Origin of the sequence: Galbibacter sp., from assembly GCF_035306585.1 — a bacterium.
In the GTDB taxonomy this organism is placed as follows: Bacteria; Bacteroidota; Bacteroidia; order Flavobacteriales; family Flavobacteriaceae; genus Galbibacter.
This window is the reverse complement of record NZ_DATGNU010000057.1, coordinates 1-19,727: the sequence shown is the minus strand read 5'-3', so window position 1 is coordinate 19,727 and position 19,727 is coordinate 1. Positions and strand designations below refer to the sequence as shown.

General features: G+C 37.4%; 14 protein-coding genes and 1 pseudogene. 9 read left to right on the top strand and 6 right to left on the bottom strand.

Annotated elements, in window-relative coordinates:
- Nucleotides 1-10: 10 nt before the first annotated feature.
- Complete coding sequence (locus VKY50_RS06460; protein ID WP_324300055.1) at nucleotides 11-751, top strand: tyrosine-protein phosphatase; 741 nt, start codon at nucleotides 11-13, stop codon at nucleotides 749-751.
- Here VKY50_RS06460 and VKY50_RS06455 read toward each other — a convergent pair.
- From VKY50_RS06455 to VKY50_RS06440, 4 genes are read right to left on the bottom strand one after another with little or no spacing between them, the layout of a single operon-like run.
- Nucleotides 748-3,093: a GumC family protein gene (locus VKY50_RS06455; protein WP_324300053.1), complete on the bottom strand. Its 2,346-nt coding sequence runs from the start codon at nucleotides 3,091-3,093 to the stop codon at nucleotides 748-750. The two genes, VKY50_RS06460 and VKY50_RS06455, sit on opposite strands and share 4 nt — an antisense overlap.
- Nucleotides 3,090-3,848, bottom strand: coding sequence for a polysaccharide biosynthesis/export family protein (locus tag VKY50_RS06450; RefSeq protein WP_324300051.1), 759 nt, complete (start codon nucleotides 3,846-3,848; stop codon nucleotides 3,090-3,092). Before VKY50_RS06450 ends, VKY50_RS06455 begins: the two co-directional genes overlap by 4 nt.
- 18 nt (nucleotides 3,849-3,866) lie before the next feature.
- Nucleotides 3,867-5,834, bottom strand: coding sequence for a polysaccharide biosynthesis protein (locus VKY50_RS06445; protein ID WP_324300049.1), 1,968 nt, complete (start codon nucleotides 5,832-5,834; stop codon nucleotides 3,867-3,869).
- Entirely contained in the window at nucleotides 5,831-6,964 is a 1,134-nt protein-coding gene (locus VKY50_RS06440; protein ID WP_324300047.1) for a DegT/DnrJ/EryC1/StrS family aminotransferase, read from the bottom strand. The genes VKY50_RS06445 and VKY50_RS06440 overlap by 4 nt, the downstream gene beginning before the upstream one ends.
- A 556-nt stretch (nucleotides 6,965-7,520) precedes the next feature.
- Here VKY50_RS06440 and VKY50_RS06435 point away from each other — a divergent pair.
- The 8 genes from VKY50_RS06435 (at nucleotide 7,521) to VKY50_RS06400 (ending at nucleotide 17,258) form a co-directional block, all read left to right on the top strand.
- Nucleotides 7,521-8,918, top strand: coding sequence for a nucleotide sugar dehydrogenase (locus VKY50_RS06435; protein ID WP_324300045.1), 1,398 nt, complete (start codon nucleotides 7,521-7,523; stop codon nucleotides 8,916-8,918).
- Nucleotides 8,919-9,266: 348 nt separating this feature from the next.
- Nucleotides 9,267-10,781 (top strand): lipopolysaccharide biosynthesis protein, encoded by a 1,515-nt coding sequence (locus tag VKY50_RS06430; RefSeq protein ID WP_324300044.1) that lies wholly within the window; start codon nucleotides 9,267-9,269, stop codon nucleotides 10,779-10,781.
- Between the two features lie 58 nt (nucleotides 10,782-10,839).
- Entirely contained in the window at nucleotides 10,840-11,967 is a 1,128-nt protein-coding gene (locus tag VKY50_RS06425; RefSeq protein WP_324300042.1) for a glycosyltransferase, read from the top strand.
- Nucleotides 11,968-11,974: 7 nt separating this feature from the next.
- A complete protein-coding gene (locus VKY50_RS06420; RefSeq protein WP_324300039.1) occupies nucleotides 11,975-12,994 on the top strand; it encodes a glycosyltransferase family 2 protein in 1,020 nt (339 codons plus the stop codon).
- Nucleotides 12,976-14,049: a polysaccharide pyruvyl transferase family protein gene (locus VKY50_RS06415; RefSeq protein ID WP_324300038.1), complete on the top strand. Its 1,074-nt coding sequence runs from the start codon at nucleotides 12,976-12,978 to the stop codon at nucleotides 14,047-14,049. Before VKY50_RS06420 ends, VKY50_RS06415 begins: the two co-directional genes overlap by 19 nt.
- Nucleotides 14,049-15,146: an EpsG family protein gene (locus tag VKY50_RS06410; protein ID WP_324300036.1), complete on the top strand. Its 1,098-nt coding sequence runs from the start codon at nucleotides 14,049-14,051 to the stop codon at nucleotides 15,144-15,146. Before VKY50_RS06415 ends, VKY50_RS06410 begins: the two co-directional genes overlap by 1 nt.
- 1 nt (nucleotide 15,147) lies before the next feature.
- A complete protein-coding gene (locus tag VKY50_RS06405) occupies nucleotides 15,148-16,128 on the top strand; it encodes a glycosyltransferase family 2 protein (RefSeq protein ID WP_324300034.1) in 981 nt (326 codons plus the stop codon).
- A complete protein-coding gene (locus tag VKY50_RS06400; protein WP_324300032.1) occupies nucleotides 16,125-17,258 on the top strand; it encodes a glycosyltransferase family 4 protein in 1,134 nt (377 codons plus the stop codon). The genes VKY50_RS06405 and VKY50_RS06400 overlap by 4 nt, the downstream gene beginning before the upstream one ends.
- Nucleotides 17,259-17,324: 66 nt before the next feature.
- Here the strand turns inward: VKY50_RS06400 and VKY50_RS06395 are convergent, their stop codons facing one another.
- A complete protein-coding gene (locus tag VKY50_RS06395) occupies nucleotides 17,325-19,217 on the bottom strand; it encodes a right-handed parallel beta-helix repeat-containing protein (protein ID WP_324300030.1) in 1,893 nt (630 codons plus the stop codon).
- 322 nt (nucleotides 19,218-19,539) lie between these two features.
- Nucleotides 19,540-19,727 (bottom strand): annotated as a pseudogene (locus VKY50_RS06390) (CoF synthetase); the annotation flags it as partial.

Sequence of the window (19,727 nt, the reverse complement as noted above, 5' to 3'; positions counted from 1 at the left end):
AAGTTTAAAAATGCTAACCATCCTACAGAAAAAGCGACTACTCCCCGAATTATTACAAAATTCTATGGACATTCATTGTCACTTAATACACGATATCGATGATGGTCCTAAAACGCTAGACGATTCATTTCATCTGGTTAAAAGAGCTATGGGGTTAGGAATTACTGGTTTTATCGCCACACCTCACATTATGGCAGATATGTATCCAAACACTCCTCAAAATATCAGTGCCCAATACGATGTACTCAAACAGCATTTGATGGAAAAAGACTGCCTTCCAAAAGTATTTAAAGTAGCGGCGGAGTACATGGTAGATGATAATTTTGAAACCCAACTTAACGATAAAAACCTATTGCTCTTAAGCGATCGCTATGTCCTTATAGAATTCCCATTTATTCAAATCCCTATGAATATTGAATTTATAATTGACAGTTTGTTTGCCCTTGAATATATACCTGTTTTAGCGCACCCCGAGCGCTACCGTTATTTCCATGAGCATGGGGATTTTCTAACGCTATTAAAACAAAAGGGGTGTAAATTCCAAATCAACGCACTTTCCTTGAGTACCTATTATGGCAATAGCATTCATAAATCCGCGATGCAACTATTGGACGAAGGGTTCTACTCTTTCTTAGGTACTGATATTCACAATCAATTGCATCTTGATAAACTATCAGAAATAAAGGTGAGAAAGAGCACGGAAAAATTGATTGTTCCACTGATTGATAACACCAGAAATATTTTCGCTTAACCTCTTTTTAACCATGAACGCTTAGATGTTCCTTGGACAACATAACCATAGCCCAATTTTGCACCATAGCCAAGATTGGAATACTTTACATCGTTAAGCACAAGGGATAAGTTTGGAAATTTCTTAGTTTGGTATAATTCTTCAATAAAATCTAACAGTGGCTTTTTAGAATAGTTGGCGCGTAGGATATACAGGACTCTATCGGCATATTTACCAATTAACAACGTATCGGTTACTGGTAAGGAAGGCGCTGTATCCACTATTATGACATCATATTTTGTTTTAAAAGTATCAAACAAGAATTCAAGACGGGAATCCATTAATAACTCTGCGGGATTTGGTGGTACCTTACCTGAGTGAACCAAATCTAAGTTTTTGTGTGATAACACAGGTTTGATTATATCTTCCATTTCTATGTCACCATTGAGATATTCCGATAATCCCGGACCAGGTTCAACACTTGTAAATGAATTTAAATCAGGCTTTCTTATATCAGCGCCAATGAGCAGTACTCTTTTGTGTGAAAGGGAGTAAATTGAAGCTAAATTTTGTGCGACAAAAGACTTTCCTTCGCCAGGAATTGATGAGGTCACAAAGATCACTTCCCCTTTTCCAGGACCATTAGAAGGCCTCGTATAATCAATATTCGTTCGAAGAATTCGAAAAGACTCAGCCAATATAGAACGATCGTTCCCTTTTATCGTTCTAGTGTTGCGCTCCATATGAGGCAACTGTGCCAACACACGTGCAGATGGAATTTCATGAGTTATATCCTCTTTAGTGTGTATTTTGGTATCAAAAAGTTCTTTTCCATAGATCACACCAAATGGAATAATTAGACCTAACATCAAAGCCGCAAAATACACTTTTGTGCCAGAGGATATGGGATTATAACTACTATAAGCAGGTTCAATTACCTTTGAATTGGGGGAAGTGGCAGCCATCGAAATAGCCGATTCCTCCCGTTTTTGTAATAGGTAAAGATAGATCGCTTCCTTGATATCTTGTTGACGTTGGATATCGCGGTTTTTACGTTCCTGTCCTGGTACAGAGGAAATGCGCGCATTGATCAATTGTTCTCTAGCCCGGAGATTTCTAGATTGTATATTTAAGGTGGATTCCAAATTGCGTAAATTCTGGAGCATGGTAGATTTTAAACCATTTAATTGCTGATCAAGCTGAATTACTACTGGATTATTCTCACCCGATACTTTTAGTAGTCTTTGACGCTCTAACACCAATTCATTATACTTGCTGCTCACTGCAGCTACGTTTTGATCCGACAAACCCACGTTACTTGGTAAAAGTTCAAAATTATCTTGATCTTCCAGATAAGAGGACATGTAATTAACGGTATTTAATTGCGTCCCCAATTGGATGAGTTGTTGTTCATTCTGAGCACCAGTTTCTAGAAAAATTCCAGCCTCGGACTGTATATCCGTTAGCTTATTTCCTACCTTAAACTTCTCCTTGGTGATATCTACCTCTGATAGGTCAGCTGAGATTAACTTAATACGCTCGTCGATAAAAGTTGCAGTAACCTTAGCCACTTGATTCTTTTCTTCCACGGAGCTTTTGTTATACACCTTTACCAAAGTATTGACAACGTCCTTCGCTTTTTCCTGAACTGGATCCTTTAGGTAAATTGTAAGAATGTTAGATCCCTTACTAATGGGATAAACTGAAATTCGATTCTTATATTTTTCACGAACTTTACGCAATGGGGAAATAACAACTTCCAACGTTTTACCAATAAAGTTTTCAAATTGTGTTCCACTTGGAATAACGATCAGATTACCTGCCCTGGTTTGGATCGTTTCACCAAAGAGGTAGGTTTTAGGGGTTCCATCTTCAACACTGTATTGAAATTCTGTTTTGGAAACAATATGAATATTGAATTTATCCGCCATGTTCTCAATGATGGAATCAGCAGCTAAAAAATTCAACTTTAAAGGAGGGTTGTTGTATACCTCAGCTTTTGTAATCCTGCCTTTGGTGAAAAATTGTACCTGAAGATTTAACCGCTCCACCACCTCTTGCATTAAAGCCCTAGATTTTATAACTTGAATCTCCCCCTCGACCATAGTAGAATTCGTACTATTACCTGAGAGTCCTGCTAGAATAGCAGCATCTGGAGATAAATTATTTTCATCCACGATCATAATCGTCGTTGAGGCATCGTAAGTAGGTATGCTGTATCTTAGGTAAACAAAAGCAATTATCAAAGTCAATAGTGGAACAATCACAAACCAATACCAGTTTCTAAGGTAGGGCCTTAGCACATCTTTAATCACAAGCTTAGGTGCCCTTAAATCATCATTTTTTTCTCCTACGGTGTTCATCGAATAAGTGCAATTACGGTGGTTAGAATAATAGAAAATACAGATAGGCCAATGGTCAGTCTACTATCCAAATTGGAGGTTCGTACTACAGACTGATTTGGTTCGACATAGACTACATCGTTCTGTGTGAGGTAATACACTGGCGAGTTCACAAATTCTTTACTGGTTAAATCAACTCTAGTATAGGTTTTCACCCCATCAAAATCACGTATTATTAAAACATTTTTACGTTTGCCTTTTATATCCAAATCACCCGCCAAACCAATGGCTTCCAATAAGGTAATTCGCTCACTCTCTATCATATAGGTCCCAGGTTTATGAACCTGTCCCAATACAGTGACTCTAAAGTTCTTAATCCTGATATTGACAATAGGATCTTTCAAATACCCTCCCTCTACAAGTCGCTCTTTAAAAAGCTCTTTTGCCTCAGTGGTAGAGAGTCCGAGTAATTTAATTTTACCAAGAACAGGAAAATCGATGTTTCCATCCTTGTCAATAACATACTCCAGTTCCCTTATATTTTGCCCAGCACCTATGGTGAGATTAAAGGGAGCAGTCGCCTCCATATCAAAACTGGAAATATAAATACTTACAATGTCATCTATTTTAAATTTAGGCTCAAAGGTATTTGTAACCACTTCTGTTTCAAAGGGCCGTGCATTCTGCAAATACACTATATTCTTTCTAGAACCACAGCCTATAAATAGAAAGAGCATAGCAATTCCTAGACTAAATTTAATCAACTTATAACACATAGTACGTATTTTCTTAATTTAGATATTGTAATTATTAGGCGTGTAATTCAGTGACTGTAATAGAGAATAATTAGGCATCTTTCGCTCAAGGACACGTGCATCCATATATTCATATTCTGAATTTTGTGAGATGAACTCAGGCACAATTTCCTTTAGCTTCTTTACAATTATATTAGAGTCGTGGTATAAGTTCAACATACACAATGCATCGATCTGCGCCTTTTTCTTTTCATAGTCTAAGGTCATGGTCTTGCTAATCATTATTTTCTCATGATAGGTGGGTAGTGTGTTCTCACCATTTGCCAACAATTCCTCATAGAGCTTCTCACCAGGTCTCAAGCCAGTAATTTTGATTCCTATTTCATCTGGGTATTTGAAGCCAGAGAGTCGGATCATGTTCTTAGCCAGATCCATGATTTTTACGCTCTCACCCATATCGAAGATAAAGATCTCTCCTCCTTCTCCCATTGAACCTGCCTCAAGCACCAGTTGTGATGCCTCAGGGATGGTCATAAAATAACGCGTGATTTTTTCATGAGTTACAGTAAGCGGCCCTCCGTTTTCTAGTTGTTTTTTAAACAATGGGATTACAGAACCATTGGATCCTAAAACATTTCCAAAACGCGTGGTTATAAATTTGGTGGTATTATCCGGGTGGTTTTGTAAACTTCCGATATAAATCTCCGCTGTTCTTTTGGTTGCTCCCATGACGTTGGTAGGATTGACCGCCTTATCGGTGGATACCATTACAAATTTATCGACTTGGTATTTCATGGCCATTCTAGCCAAGGTTCGGGTTCCTCCGACATTGATTTTTACCGCCTCATACGGGTTCTCTTCCATCAGGGGCACATGCTTATAAGCAGCAGCGTGAAAAAGGATGTTCGGACAGTGCGTTGAAATTACATTTTCAATGCCAAACTGATCCCTAACATCAGCCACTATCGCTACAAAATCTTTAATACCTTCTCGTTTAAATTCCTGTTGGAGATCGTAAAGGGCCGATTCCGCAATATCGACAAGGACTAGTTTTTTAAATTTAAATTTGCTCAATTGTCTTGCTATTTCACTTCCGATAGAACCCGCTGCACCAGTGACCATCAATACCTTGCCTTTAAACTCGTATTGCAATTTTTTATTCTCAATGTTAATAGGGCTTCGATCTAATAAATCCTCAAGCTTAATTGGTTTAATTTGATTGGCAGTTAATTCGCCACTAATCCATTGTTCAATTGGAGGAACTACTTTAATAGTCGGTACGAAATCAATAAAGGTTTCCACTCTAGTTCTTAGTTTGGAAGAAGCCGTATTTTGAATAGAAATAATGATTTCATTTATCTGGTGTTTCTGTATAAACTCCTTATCAACAACACCAGTTTCAATTACTTTGGTTCCGTTAATGCTATTGCCAACCTTTCTTAGATCATCATCAATAAAGGCTACTATATTAGTGTTTTTATCCATGTTACTAGCCAAGGCAGATTGTGTCATTATTCCAGATTCACCAGCCCCATAAATCAAAATATTCTTCCTAGCTTTAAGTTTACAATTCACATATCTAAATGCCGATCCTAAGAGAATACTTGTAATAGATAGCACTACAAAACTTAACAAAACATGTAAGATGATGATTGATTTAGGGATAGTAATACCCGGTAAAATGGCATATGCCTTATTAATGGCTACCGCTCCCATGGCTAAAAAACCTAACAATAGGCAGGCTCCAAAGATGTTCAAAAGATCCTTTAGCCCTGTGTAACGTATAATACGCTTATAGGTTCCTATAGCCATAAAGCTCACAGTTGACAGCACGGCTACAATAGGCAGGTCCATTAGAAAGTTTTCAATATTGAAGTTCACCGTTAGATGAAATCTTATGAAATATACCATAAAAAAGGTTAACAAGACAAGGGTCACATCGAAGGCTAATACAAACCATTTCGATATAAATTTCGGTGCTAAAGAGCTTAAGTAACGATAAATCATCTCAATAAGGTATTTTTAATCACGTTGGTTGTTCTCTCTAATTCATTTTCACTGAGGTTTGAACCACTGGGCAGACAAAGACCCGTTTCAAATAGGGACTCAGAGAAGCCATTCACATATGCTTTACAATCCTTAAACACTGGTTGCATATGCATGGGTTTCCACAAAGGGCGAGATTCAATATTCTCTCTTGCTAAGGCCAATCGAATTCGCTCCCTAGTTTGATAGGAATCAGTTCTAATGGCGGTTAACCAGCGGTTCGAATACACCCCTTCAGGTTCACTTAAAAAATGGAGCTCTTGGAAATCTTTTAAGTGTTCAAGGTAGTAGTTGTAATTTGCTCTTCTTTGCAATACACGATCCTTTAGGACTTCCATTTGTCCTCGTCCAATTCCGGCTACTACATTGCTCATACGATAGTTATATCCAATTTGCGAATGCTGATAATGAACAGCTTGATCTCTGGATTGGGTTGCTAATTTCACAGCAGCATCCTTTTGTGCTTTTGTTTTTGTGATCAGTGCGCCCCCTCCAGAGGTGGTAATAATTTTATTTCCATTAAAAGATAATATTGATAGATCCCCTAAAGTACCACACTTGATCCCTAAATATTCACTTCCAAGTGCCTCCGCACTATCCTCAATGACAGGGATATCATACTTTCTAGCTATTTGGTTGATAGCTAAGGCATCATAGGGCATCCCATAGAGGTGTACCGCAACGATAGCTTTGGGTTTTTTATGATTTTTTATACGATCCAAAATAGCACGCTCCAATAATTCGGGAGACAAATTCCAAGTTTCTTGTTCACTATCGATAAAAATAGGATTCGCACCTTGGTACACGATGGGGTTGGCTGAGGCCGAAAAGGTGAGGCTTTGGCATAATACATCATCACCTTTGCCAACGCCAATTACAATTAAGGCTAAATGGATAGCTGATGTTCCAGAAGATACTGCAGCAACATGAACACCTTCTTTTAAATACGAAGTAATCGAAGCTTCAAATCCGTCCACATTTGCCCCTAGAGTTGCTACCCAATTGGTAGAAAAAGCCTCCTCGACATACTTTTGTTCCTGACCACCCATATGGGGAGATGAAAGCCAGATTTTTCTTTGCGTTGTAATCATTTTTAACTCTTATGGTTGTTTACAAGAGTTAAGTTAAGTAAGATGGGTCGGTTAATGTTGATCTAATACCAATGGTACTATTTCTTACTACAGAACAACTTAAAAGGAAGTTTTATATGACAGAGGATGTCTATCATGGAATTTATCCATCGTCCAATTAAATTAATCCCTTGCTATTAATCAATTTAATTTTTCGAAGAATCATGGTAAAATTAACAAAGTAAAGGATCTTACATTCGCTATTTCGGTGAATGTCAGGTTTATTTCGGTTAACGACTAAATCTTAATTTAAAGTTAAAATGCTCGAACCATTCATCGGTGAAATTGGAAGTAAAGCGCATTTATTTTGAATTGGGACGCGCAACACTGTCCACGAAAACACAACCCATTTAGCAAGTTACAGTCCTGCCTTTTTACTTGAGATCAGGTTAAAAGTAAACCCAGGCAATTTTTTAAGTCATAAGTGTGAAGAAGCTTATATATTTGTAGGGAACTTAAGTTCCTTGTGTAAGGAAAGAGGAATTTTCATACTGTAGTACTTTTAAATCAATTGAAATTGAAGACGATAAAAAAAATATGCTGCATAGGTGCAGGCTATGTAGGCGGACCGACAATGAGTGTGATTGCATTTAAATGTCCGGATATTCAGGTAACGGTAGTGGATATTAATAAAGAGCGAATCAAGGCATGGAATAATTCTGATTTAGAAAAGCTCCCGATTTACGAACCAGGACTTAAAGAGATTGTAGCCATCGCCAGGGGAAGAAATTTATTCTTTTCCACCGATATAGATCGGGCCATAGACCAGGCAGACATGATATTTATTTCGGTAAACACCCCTACCAAAACTTATGGGAAAGGAAAAGGACAAGCGGCAGACTTAAAATATATTGAACTTTGTGCTAGAAACATAGCACGTGTAGCCAAGGATGATAAAATAGTTATTGAGAAATCCACCTTACCTGTTCGTACGGCCCAAGCCATTAAAAATATTTTGGACAATACAGGTAATCATGTCAATTTTGAAATTCTGTCAAACCCAGAATTTTTAGCAGAAGGAACCGCTATCAACGACCTATTACATGCCGATAGAGTCCTAATTGGTGGAGACGCTACACCAAGTGGTGAAGCAGCAAAACAAGCATTGAGTTCCATTTACCAGAATTGGCTCCCAAAAGAGAGGATTCTATTGACGAATGTTTGGTCCTCAGAACTCTCTAAATTGGTTGCAAATGCCTTTTTAGCCCAGCGAATCTCTTCCATTAATTCCATTTCTGCGCTCTGCGAAAAAACCGATGCCAATGTAGCGGAAGTCGCTAAGGCCATCGGACTAGATAGCCGAATAGGTCCAAAATTTCTAAATGCCTCTGTTGGCTTTGGAGGATCGTGTTTTCAAAAAGACATCCTCAATTTAGTTTATATTGCTAAGTCTTATGGTTTAGATGAGGTTGCAAACTATTGGGAACAAGTAATTACAATTAACGATTACCAGAAACAACGCTTTGCAGATACCATTGTATCCACCCTGTACAACACCGTGGCTGGTAAAAAAATCGTATTCTACGGTTGGGCATTTAAAAAGGACACCAATGATACCAGAGAATCAGCTGCAATTTATGTAGCTGATGCCCTCTTAGAAGAACAAGCGGAAATTGTAGTATACGACCCTAAGGTCAGTGAGGAGCAAATCTACGCCGATTTGGACCGATTAAACACCCGTTCAGAACAGGAAAATCGACGTTTAGTAACCGTTAGTAAAGATCCATTAGAGAGCGTTGATAATGCGCATGCGATAGCGGTACTTACAGAATGGGACGAATTTAAAGCCTTGAATTGGGAAAAGATCTATTCCAAAATGTTAAAACCTTCCTTTGTATTTGACGGAAGAAGAGTCTTAGATCGTAACACCTTACATAAAATAGGTTTTAAATACTATAGAATCGGTGAATCATAAGCCATCTTTTAAATAGTATAAAATACAAGGGTTCTAATCTGTTTTTTTTACGATTAAGGCCCTTCTTTTTCAACCCTTTACAACCTTTAACTTCTACTTCTACTACCCCACTACTCCTAGTGCTCATCGGATTAAAAAATACCGTTCAACCCGATTAATGAGCACTTTAAATTATTCTCAATTTCAATTAGCACATTTTTGTGATATTTAACCCCGTAATGCAGGTTTTTATAGTTCTTATAATTTCTGTGTTATCGGACGCACCTATGTTAGTGTAGCCAAAATTAACGCACATTAAATAGATTAATAGCAGGATTTATTTAAAGGAGTTGAATTTTAGGAAGCACCATGATATCAAAAGAAATTAAAGGCGGAGCACTGCTTTCATATGCCACTATATTTGCGACAAATATAGTTGGAATCGTATTAACACCCTATATTATAAAGTCCCTTGGAGCTTCCGAGTATGGGCTGTATACAATGATTGGAGCTTTTGTGGGCTATCTTACGGTATTGGATCTTGGAATCAACAACTCCATAATACGGTTTGTTGCCAAGTACCGTGCTGAAAAGGATAAAAAAGGAGAAGAGAATTTTCTGGCCGTTTCTTTTATAATTTATGCCATCATCTCCTTAACAATTATTCTTTTTGGTAGTATTGGCTATTTATACCTGGACGAACTCTTTGGTAAGACCCTTACTTTAGAGCAATTGAACAAGGCTAAAATCATGGTGGTTATTTTGATTTTTAATGTAGCGGTAACTATTCCTGGTGGTGCTTTTAATGCTATTTGTATGGCTTACGAAAACTTCCGTCTTCCAAAGGCCATCAACCTTGTGAAGTACATTCTGCGATCCATCCTTGTGGTTGTTATTCTGTTTTACGGTGGGGATTCGATAAGCCTAGTGATCGTTGATACGATAATGAATTTGATTTTTATCATCGCAATGGCCTATATCGCCTTGTACAAACTAAATGTCAAAATTAGGTACTATAGCTTTGAGAAAACGCTGGCCATGTCCATATTTCATTATTCAATATGGGTTTTTGTGTTGGCCTTAGTAAATAAGCTAAGATGGCAATTTGGGCAATTAGTACTTGGGCTCAATTACGAAACTACGATTGTCGCAATTTATGCCGTCGGAATTACTCTAGGAAGCTATTACGGAGCCTTTTCTTCTGCAATCTCATCCTTATTCCTTCCTAAAGCAATGCAGATGACTGTCAAGAGCGAATCCCCGCAAATAATGACAGACACCTTTATTAAGATCTCCCGAATTTCTACCTACATTCTGTTCTTTATTCTAGGGGGCTTTATACTGGTGGGCAGACAATTCATTCATTTATGGGTAGGTGACACTTTTAATGAAGCCTATCTATTTACAGTACTGATCATGATTGGACTCACCTTTACCCTAAGCCAGTCCTTTGGCAATGATTTACTACAGGCCAAAAACAAGCACCGATTCAGAGGTATTGTCATATTAACTGCCACCATACTTGGTGTTGCTGTGGGCTGGTACTTATCACTGAGTTACGGGGCGATAGGCTTAATTAGTTCCATCGTTGCATTTATCTTTCTAGAGCGCATCGTTATGTGGTGGTACATGAATAAAGAGCTACATATCAACATGATCAATTACTTTAAGGATTTCTCTGGACAACTGGTTTGTTTCTTGATAGCCTTATTGATCTCTTATCCACTTCTAGGACTCATTAGCACCACAGGATGGTTCGGACTCTTGACAAAGATAATACTCTTTAGTGCTATGTATAGTTGTTGTATGTACCAGGTGATGAACACCACCGAAAAACGCCTTGTCTATGATTTGATACCAGCGACATTAAAGATAAAAAGATAACGCTTTAAACATGTAATCCAACCTTTGAAAAACACCTTATACCATAACCACTAAAACAATGATCCATAAAAAACCAAGCATATTATTTGTACATCCCGATTTAAGAGGAGGTGGAGCCGAGAAGGTCCTGGTAAACCTTTTGAATTCCTTAGATCCCAGTAAGTACGATATCCACCTTTTGACCTATTTTCAGGAAGGGGTTAATCGTAAAGACCTTAAGGAAGGGATTAACCAGCGATATATTTTTAAGAAAGTTTTCCGGGGGTGGTCCGTAATTCAAAAACTATTTTCACCCAAGATCCTCTATAGGCTATTTATCGGTGAAAAATACGATATCGTGATTGCGTATCTAGAAGGTGTCCCGACTAGAATGGTCAGTGGATGTCCACATAAGCAAACCAAACTCATCTCTTGGTTACATACCGATTTAAATCTGGCCAAAATTGAAAAAGTATATTGGAGTAATAAGGAAATGAAGCGATGTTACGCCCGCTTTGACCGTGTAATTGCAGTGTCCGATCAGACATTAGAATCCTGTATCGAGCAATGTGGTTTAGACAGAGCCCATGGGGATATTATTCACAATGTCATTGACACAAGTGCCATATTAAGCAAAGGTGCAGAGTCCCTAAACGGTCAAGGTATAAAAAGTGGTGTGATCAATATTTGTAGTGTAGGGAGACTGACCAAAATCAAAGGCTACGACCGACTAATTCACTCCTTGCGAAAAATAATTGATGATTTCCCAAATGTCCATCTTTATCTCATAGGAATTGGAGAAGAGAAAACAGCCTTAGAAAATTTAGTTACTCAGTTAAGGATGGATTCCTATGTCAGTTTCTTAGGGTTTCAACAAAACCCACATCGCTTTGTTTCAAAATGTGATTTGTTTGTTTGCTCCTCCCATCACGAAGGCTATAGTACAGCCGTTACAGAGGCTGTTATACTTGGCACTCCCGTACTTACAACCCGATGCTCTGGAATGGATGAGATTTTGGATAATGGGACCGCTGGAATGATCGTAGAGAACTCAAGCGATGGGATATATCAAGGGATGGTAAAGCTGTTATCACAACCAGAACTGCTGGCCTCCTATGCCAATAAAGCCAAAAGAAAATCCAGCTATTATCAGAAACACAATAACGCCACTAAAGTAGAAGAACTTTTTGACACTCTTTTAAATTAAAACATTTATGAAAACTCCGTTTTTCTCGATCATCATGCCTGCCTATAAAGTAGATCAATATATCGCCAAAGCTATTGAAAGTGTACTAAATCAAAGTTTTGAAAACTTTGAGCTGCTTATTGTCAATGATGGTTCACCAGACAATAGTGCTGCAATAGCCAAAGACTACACTACCCTAGACCCCAGAGTTAAACTATTTAATAAGGAAAACGGAGGCCTCTCTGACGCTAGAAATTTTGGAATAGAACATGCCAAAGGAAGCTACCTGTACTTTATGGATAGCGATGATTGGATTGAAACCAACCTTTTGGAAAGCATTTACAATAAGATCCAAATTCACCAAGTAGACATCTATATATTTGGATATTTCCTAGATCATGAAGATCAACAAGGTCACCTACTAAGAAGACAGCCCAACGTGCCAGAAGAATACAAATTTGACATCGGTATGGAGAAAGCACCTAAATTAAATAGCGATTTAATGGGGCTGCTTGGCTATGCATGGAATAAAGTATATTCAAAGATATTCATTGATTATTACAAACTACGCTTCGACCTAGGGATTTCCTTAGTGGAAGATATGCTCTTTAACGCAAGAGCCTATCAAAAGGCACACGCTGTTGTACTTATTGAGGATTGTTTTTACCACTATATCACTCGGGAAGTTCCTACCCTAATCAAGAGCTACCACAAGGACTCCTTCGAATTAATACTTGCCAAGCACTACGCTATCAAGCCATTTTTGGTAAAATGGGGTTATGGCAAGAACAAAATAAAACAGAGCTTGGCCAACAACTTGGTGGTCGGTATACAGTATTGCATTAACAATCTATTATACTATAAAAGCGAGCTCTCGGTAGCCGAAAAGAAAAAATATATTAACGAGATTCTTCAACATAAAGAAACAAAAAAATATATCGATCATTACCAGCCTTGCTCCACGAGTGATCAATTGTATAAAAAATTAATTAAATACCGATTAAGCTCGGTTATAATGTATATCAAATCATGGAAAAAAGCAGCTTGATAGCACAACTAAAAAATAAAATTCCCTTCGAGACCAAAGTGCAGTTTCAACTCCGAAAGATAAAGTGTAGTTCTGAGCAAAATAATTATTTTAATTTTAATGCCAAAGAACAGCGGATTTTTATCTTCCTAGCCGCAGATTACGGCAATCTAGGAGACGTGGCCATAACCTATGCGCAACATCGATTTTTAAGCAATCAATACCCAGAACATCAGGTAGTTGAAATACCTATTAGTAAAACACTTAAAGGAATTATTCAACTTAAAAAGGTCATTCATAAGGATGATATTATAACCACCGTTGGCGGGGGAAACACAGGTGATATGTATTACCAAATTGAGTATTTCAGGCAGTTAGTTATTCAAAATTTCCCTAATAATCCAATAATTTCATTCCCACAAACTATCGATTTTTCAAACACCGAAAAAGGTAAAAAGCGTTTGCAAAAAGCTATTAGTGTTTATGCCGAACACCCAAAATTAACACTCATTGCACGAGAGTTAAAATCCTATCACTATTACAAAAAGTATTTCAAGAATAAAGTATTGCTTTTACCCGATATCGTTACCACTTTAGATCGTTCCAAACCGGAATATGAGCGAAATGGAGCCATTATTTGTCTGAGAAAAGACAAAGAGCGAAAACTTAGTGAGCAACAAGAAACGGAGCTCACCAATTATGTAAAAGAGCGCTTCAAGAAATTTCAGTACTACGACACACATATTGGAGATCAAGGGATGACTATGAGAGATAAGATCACCGCACTATTTAAAATCTGGGATGCCTTTAAAAGGACGGAATTAGTAATCACGGACCGATTGCACGGAATGATTTTTTGTCATATCACTAATACACCAGCATTGGTGTTTTTAAACAATAACCATAAAATTGAACAGTCCTATAAGTGGATCGCTCACAATCCAAGAATCAAACTGGTGAAAAAATACCATGTTGGGGATATCGCCACAAAGATCAACCAATTAAGTCAGCTTCCAGAAACCAACAAAATTTCATTGGTATCAGCGTATAATAACTTTAAATCCATGGTGGAATAATGTACGATTTGTTTCCTATAGAGGACTACAGTAGTATCTATTACAACATCCAATTGGTTGTGATATTATTAACCTTACTACATACACAACTATTTGATTATACGGACAAGGCTACCATTAAGTACCTTTCGATAATCGGGTGGCCATATGCGTTATTTATCGTTTTATTCATCGGGATCCGTCCCGTAAATGGAATCTTTGTGGATATGACCACCTATGCCTATATGTTCTATAGAGAAACCATTGGTAATCCCGTAGAAATAGGGAGTGATATTGCTTTTGCATATTTGTTGAAGCTAAGCGCCAGACTGACAAATGAAACTGGATTTTTCTTTCTATGTGCGCTACTTTACATTGGAAGTTTAATCATCGCTAGTAAGAACTTCTTTAAATCCTATTGGATCTATTGTTTTATTGCCTTGGTAGCATCATTTTCCTTCTATGCCTACGGGGTTAATGGTATTCGAAATGGAATGGCGACCTCCATATTTGTACTCGGCCTATCTTTTTTTAAAAAACCGGTGATTTCAGGTATAATCATTGCAATTTCGTGCCTCTTCCACCAATCGATGTATTTGCCTATGTTGGCCTATGTAATTACCTTTTTTCACAACAACCCTAAAACATTCCTCATCACCTGGTTTGCAGCTATCCCGCTATCGCTCGTTTTCGGGTCCTTTTTCGTGGGATTATTTGCGGGACTCGGTTTTGGGGATGACCGTTTAAGTGAATACTTACTCTCGGATCCTAGTGCTAATGAATTCTCTAGCACTGGATTCAGGTGGGACTTTTTAATATACGGAGCCACGGGTACACTAGCGGGATGGTATTTTATATTTAAAAAACAGTACAAAGACAAGGTCTATCATCGCATTTATGGAACCTTCCTTATTGCAAATGCCTTTTGGATTTTGGTGATCACAGCCAATTTCTCAAATCGCTTTGCGTACCTCTCTTGGTTCTTATTAGCTATAGTTATCTTTTATCCTTTTTTAAAAAAACGCTTCTTTGCCTATCAACACCAGGTTTTTGGCACGGTATTGCTTTTGTATTTTTTATTTACCTATATGATGAATCTATTTAAACCAACCCTATAAAATGAAATTAAGTATCATTATACCTGTCTATAATGTCGAAAAATACATTGAACGATGTATTCTCTCCTGTTACGATCAACAACTGGAACAAAGCCAATACGAAATTATAGTGATTGATGATGAATCGCCAGATAACAGCGTTAAGATAGTTCAAAGACTGATGAACGCCTATAGTAACCTTAGAATAATTAGCCAAAAGAACAAAGGTTTAGGAGGTGCTCGAAACACCGGTATTGAAAATGCCAAGGGACGCTACCTTCTTTTTCTAGATTCAGACGATTACCTCTTGCCAAATGTTTTACATGTGCTAATAGAAATCGCCATTGTAAACGCTGTAGACATTCTAGATTTTGCTGCCAATGGGGTTTATGAGGACGGATCGATCGTTTATTCCATAACGCATCAGCACTGTCCAAAACCTACAACAGGTCCGAAGTATTTTAACAATGGTCACCATAACTCGGCATGTGTTCGTTTATATCGCACCGAATTTCTATTGCAGAACAATTTATTATTTAAGGAGAAAGTATACATAGAGGATGTTGAATTTAATTTTAAAGCTGTCTATCTAGCCAATCGGATTATGTCCACTCCAATGGTAGTATCAAACTTTGTCCAAACCTCTGGTTCTATTACACGCAGTAGCAATGCGAAAAAAAACCAGCAATTAATCCAAGACATACTACAGAGTGTATTATTAATTGATTCCTATAGCAAAGACCAAATTACCAAAGAATCCATCGCTTATTCAAAAAGTCGAGCTAAGGTTAATGAACTCGTTATTTCGTTACTCAAAAATCTATTTTCTAAAAGCAAAAATCAGCAGCTCTTCTCCGCTACATTTATGGCATTAAAAGCTGCGGAACTATATCCTATACGGTATAAATCAGACAATCGTCAACGCAATTTATTTAAAATATTCGCTAACCAGTATTGGATTTTCAAACAATTCTATACATTAAAAACACGCCTTGGAGTATGAAAGATATTTTTCTCCTTATAACGACTGTACCACAGTCCCTAAATTTTTACAAGGGGCAAGTTCAAGTACTTAAAAGCAAATACCATATAGAGGTAGCATCGAGCCCTGGACAAAGACTTGACAGCTTTGGTGAAGTAGAAGATGTGCCCGTGCACTCCGTACCCATGAAAAGAGAAATTTCGATATTCTCTGATCTTCAAAGTCTCTACAGACTCTATAGACTTATCAAAAAATTAAAACCAAAAGTGGTGCATGCTAGCACGCCAAAAGCGGGGTTCTTAGGAATGTTAGCAGCGTATTTAAACAAAACTCCTGTGCGGATTTATTTTGTACTCGGGCTACGATATGAAGGTACTAAAGGATTCAAAAGGCGTTTCTTAATGTGGATGGAAAGCCTGAGTTGTAAATTAGCTACTCATGTATTTGCCGTGAGTAAGGGTACTAGAAAAACCTTACTGGATGAAAAGATCACCTCCAAGGAGGTACGCATCATTTGGAATGGAAGTATCAATGGTATTAACCCCAACCAGTTTGATGTAAAAGCGACCCCAAAAGCAGCAATTGACCACAGCTTGATCCCAGAAGGAAGTTTTGTCTTCGGCTATGTAGGACGCTTAGTAGGTGATAAAGGCACCAATGAACTCATTGAGGCCTTTACTACCTTACATCAAAGTCACCCAGAGATTCGATTGCTGTTAATTGGAGACTTTGAAGATGTACAAGATCCTGTTTCTGATAGAACAAGATCCCTGATTAAGAATCATTCTGCTATTATTTATGCTGGTTACCAAAGCGATGTTAAACCATTTTTTAAACTTATGGATGTATTTGTATTTCCTTCCTATAGAGAAGGTTTTGGAATGGTGGTCATGGAGGCAGCTGCCATGGAAAAACCAGTTATTTGCTCTGATATTACGGGCTGTAATGAAATCATTATCGATGGACAGACCGGCATCTTAATTCCACCTAGATCCACCGAAATGCTTTTACGGGCTATGAATTCCCTTCGCACGCGACCTGAGCTTTTAGAAAAACTAAGTACAAACGCTAGGGAATCAGTCATACAGCGATATGAACAACAAACGCTGTGGAAACATTCCTTGGAAGCCTATAGGGAAATAACCACCTAATAATCCAAAATAAAAAAACCACCCCAAATAAGGTGGGATGGTCAATTTTAGCTAGGATAAAGTTCCCTATAAAATCTGATTATTAGTCAATACGATATTCTGAGAATTTACAGCCTCTACCCTTTCACTCATTTCGGAATTTTGAATGGTTATATTTTTACTGTTATATATATACAATTCTCTATCCGATAGGAAGGTACAGTTGTCAAACAACAATTTATCTACACTGCCCGTTAACCGCTGATTTAAATCATTCAAATATATTGGACGATGTTGTACGCTAATTTTATCACCTTTAATGGTTACATTTTTTGCAATGGAATTGCCTCTGGAAAAATAACCATAACTAACACCTCTTTTACTTTCTAAAATATTATTTGAAATTTGAGCATTTTCAATATCGGTGATATTAATTCCTGTAACAAAGTCATATATTTTGTTTTCAGAAACCGTTACATTTTGAGTACCAACTTTCATAGCGGTGTCATAACCAGAAATCGTATTGCCAGTGACATCAATATTATAGGTTAAATGCTCGGTTTCATTGACAATAAAATTATCGAAGCTTACTGCAATTTGAGTTGTAATTCGTTCCCCTGCAGTAAATTCATTATTGGCTATCTTTAAATCATGACCCGCGTGAACCCCTACTCTATTGTCGAACGTATTTCCAATAATATCAACAAAACTAGCTGTGTACACAATCACATCTGCAACATCATTTCCAACAAATTCATTATTTCTAATAGTTACATTAGTTACTCTTTCATATTCGTATAAGCTACCATCGGATCGTCGTTCTCTGTAGGCTTCCAAATCAATTCCAACCTCAGGAGCCGTTCCAGCATAAGCTTGTCCACTCTCGTGTTCGCCCCCTGCATTGGAGATTACGTTATTTTCAATAAGGACTCCGTTGGCATCAATGATAGAGAAGTTATTTCTTCTACATTTATCAATTAAGCTATTCTTAATTACAACATTGGAAGACTCCATCTCACCTGCCTTTATAGATCCGTCTTTATTTCTAATGGCCGATATTTGAATTAAAACACCATCTCCTTCTCCTTCGTAGATATTGACATTGTCCACGGTTACATGCTGAGATCCCGCGATATTAATCAAGGAACCATACCCATGGGTAGCTCTAGAGACACCAGTCTCATCCGTGACGTTAGAATAATCATGTAAATAACGATCACCCACTAAATTTCCACCTTCAATAAGCACATTTTGTGCCTTGTAGGTCATTAGCAAACGACTAAAAGGATTGTTGCTAGGTTGTACACGGATAAAGGTGTTGTCACTCATTAGAAAATGAGTGTTAGACGGTACCTTTATAGCATTATCTTCATAAGAAAAAGGTGCATGTGAGGTAAGTCTTCTTCCAAAAAAGTAGGCATCTAATTTATCAATCTCAAATACTTTCATACCCAAATCGTGGGTAAGTTCAATGGCAGTATTTAGATGCTCTTTATTTTGGAAAGCTATATCGTCAGTGGTCTTTCCTTGAACGATATTCCAACGCGAAGGCACAAAGATAAAATGAGGGTGTTCAATCGCTAAATCTCCCGTTACCTCGAGATCAATATTGAGTAATTGACCATCGATCACTCCTTTAGAGGAAAAGACCAAACTACCGTTAGTGATTTTACCTCCATCAAAATTAAGCTTGACACCATCTGGTAAACTTATGCGTTGCCCTTTAAGGTCATAATCACAACTAATGTTTAAGGAAGCGTTCACCTGAGTGGTTGTAAAATCATAATCACAAGGAATATCAACGGCATCGGTAATAAGGTTATAAGGATCCTCCGAATCCTGTTCTGGATCGGGATCAATTATTTCGGAGTTCTCATTATCCCCGTTTAAAAATCCATCTAAAACCTGATCATCCTCACAGGAAATAAACATAAATACTAAACTTACGAATAGCAGCATCAACCAACTTCTTTTGTACATGGTTAAGTTCAATTTTATAAATTATTACACATTAGGGCTTGTTAAAAAATAGATGAAATGCATTTTTCATCGGCAAACCACAATTTCTTTCAGTAATTATACGCTTAAACGCTTGATTTAGTTTGTTTAAGACTACGCGCAAACTGTTAAAAATTGTGAATAAAATGCAATTCATTGTTTCTCAACGCATTGAATATACGACAAAAATTTTATTTAACATATAACAAAATGAAAATCAGTAAATTGTGTAGATTTTTAAGACGAAAAGTAACACCCTTATAAGGAAAAATCTTACGTCGAAGTGATGGAAAAACTTAAGAAATTATTTAGCGAGCATTTTGTTGATGACCAATTTTCGTTTACCAGAGTTTAGCAAAGGAATATCATTGACATAAATCACCTTAATAATCGCATCTTCCCCAAGATGAGTTTTGAACTCACTTATAATATAATTTTGTTGATCAAAGTCATCATAAATATTGAGTTTAATGATATATGTAGTTTGATCTT

Bases quoted from the DNA above. Each gene is read 5' to 3' on its own strand.
- VKY50_RS06460 (WP_324300055.1), top strand. From the start codon at position 11: ATGCTAACCATCCTACAGAAAAAGCGACTACTCCCCGAATTATTACAA.
- VKY50_RS06455 (WP_324300053.1), bottom strand. From the start codon at position 3,093: ATGAACACCGTAGGAGAAAAAAATGATGATTTAAGGGCACCTAAGCTT.
- VKY50_RS06450 (WP_324300051.1), bottom strand. From the start codon at position 3,848: ATGTGTTATAAGTTGATTAAATTTAGTCTAGGAATTGCTATGCTCTTT.
- VKY50_RS06445 (WP_324300049.1), bottom strand. From the start codon at position 5,834: ATGATTTATCGTTACTTAAGCTCTTTAGCACCGAAATTTATATCGAAA.
- VKY50_RS06440 (WP_324300047.1), bottom strand. From the start codon at position 6,964: ATGATTACAACGCAAAGAAAAATCTGGCTTTCATCTCCCCATATGGGT.
- VKY50_RS06430 (WP_324300044.1), top strand. From the start codon at position 9,267: ATGATATCAAAAGAAATTAAAGGCGGAGCACTGCTTTCATATGCCACT.
- VKY50_RS06425 (WP_324300042.1), top strand. From the start codon at position 10,840: ATGATCCATAAAAAACCAAGCATATTATTTGTACATCCCGATTTAAGA.
- VKY50_RS06420 (WP_324300039.1), top strand. From the start codon at position 11,975: ATGAAAACTCCGTTTTTCTCGATCATCATGCCTGCCTATAAAGTAGAT.
- VKY50_RS06415 (WP_324300038.1), top strand. From the start codon at position 12,976: ATGGAAAAAAGCAGCTTGATAGCACAACTAAAAAATAAAATTCCCTTC.
- VKY50_RS06410 (WP_324300036.1), top strand. From the start codon at position 14,049: ATGTACGATTTGTTTCCTATAGAGGACTACAGTAGTATCTATTACAAC.
- VKY50_RS06405 (WP_324300034.1), top strand. From the start codon at position 15,148: ATGAAATTAAGTATCATTATACCTGTCTATAATGTCGAAAAATACATT.
- VKY50_RS06400 (WP_324300032.1), top strand. From the start codon at position 16,125: ATGAAAGATATTTTTCTCCTTATAACGACTGTACCACAGTCCCTAAAT.
- VKY50_RS06395 (WP_324300030.1), bottom strand. From the start codon at position 19,217: ATGTACAAAAGAAGTTGGTTGATGCTGCTATTCGTAAGTTTAGTATTT.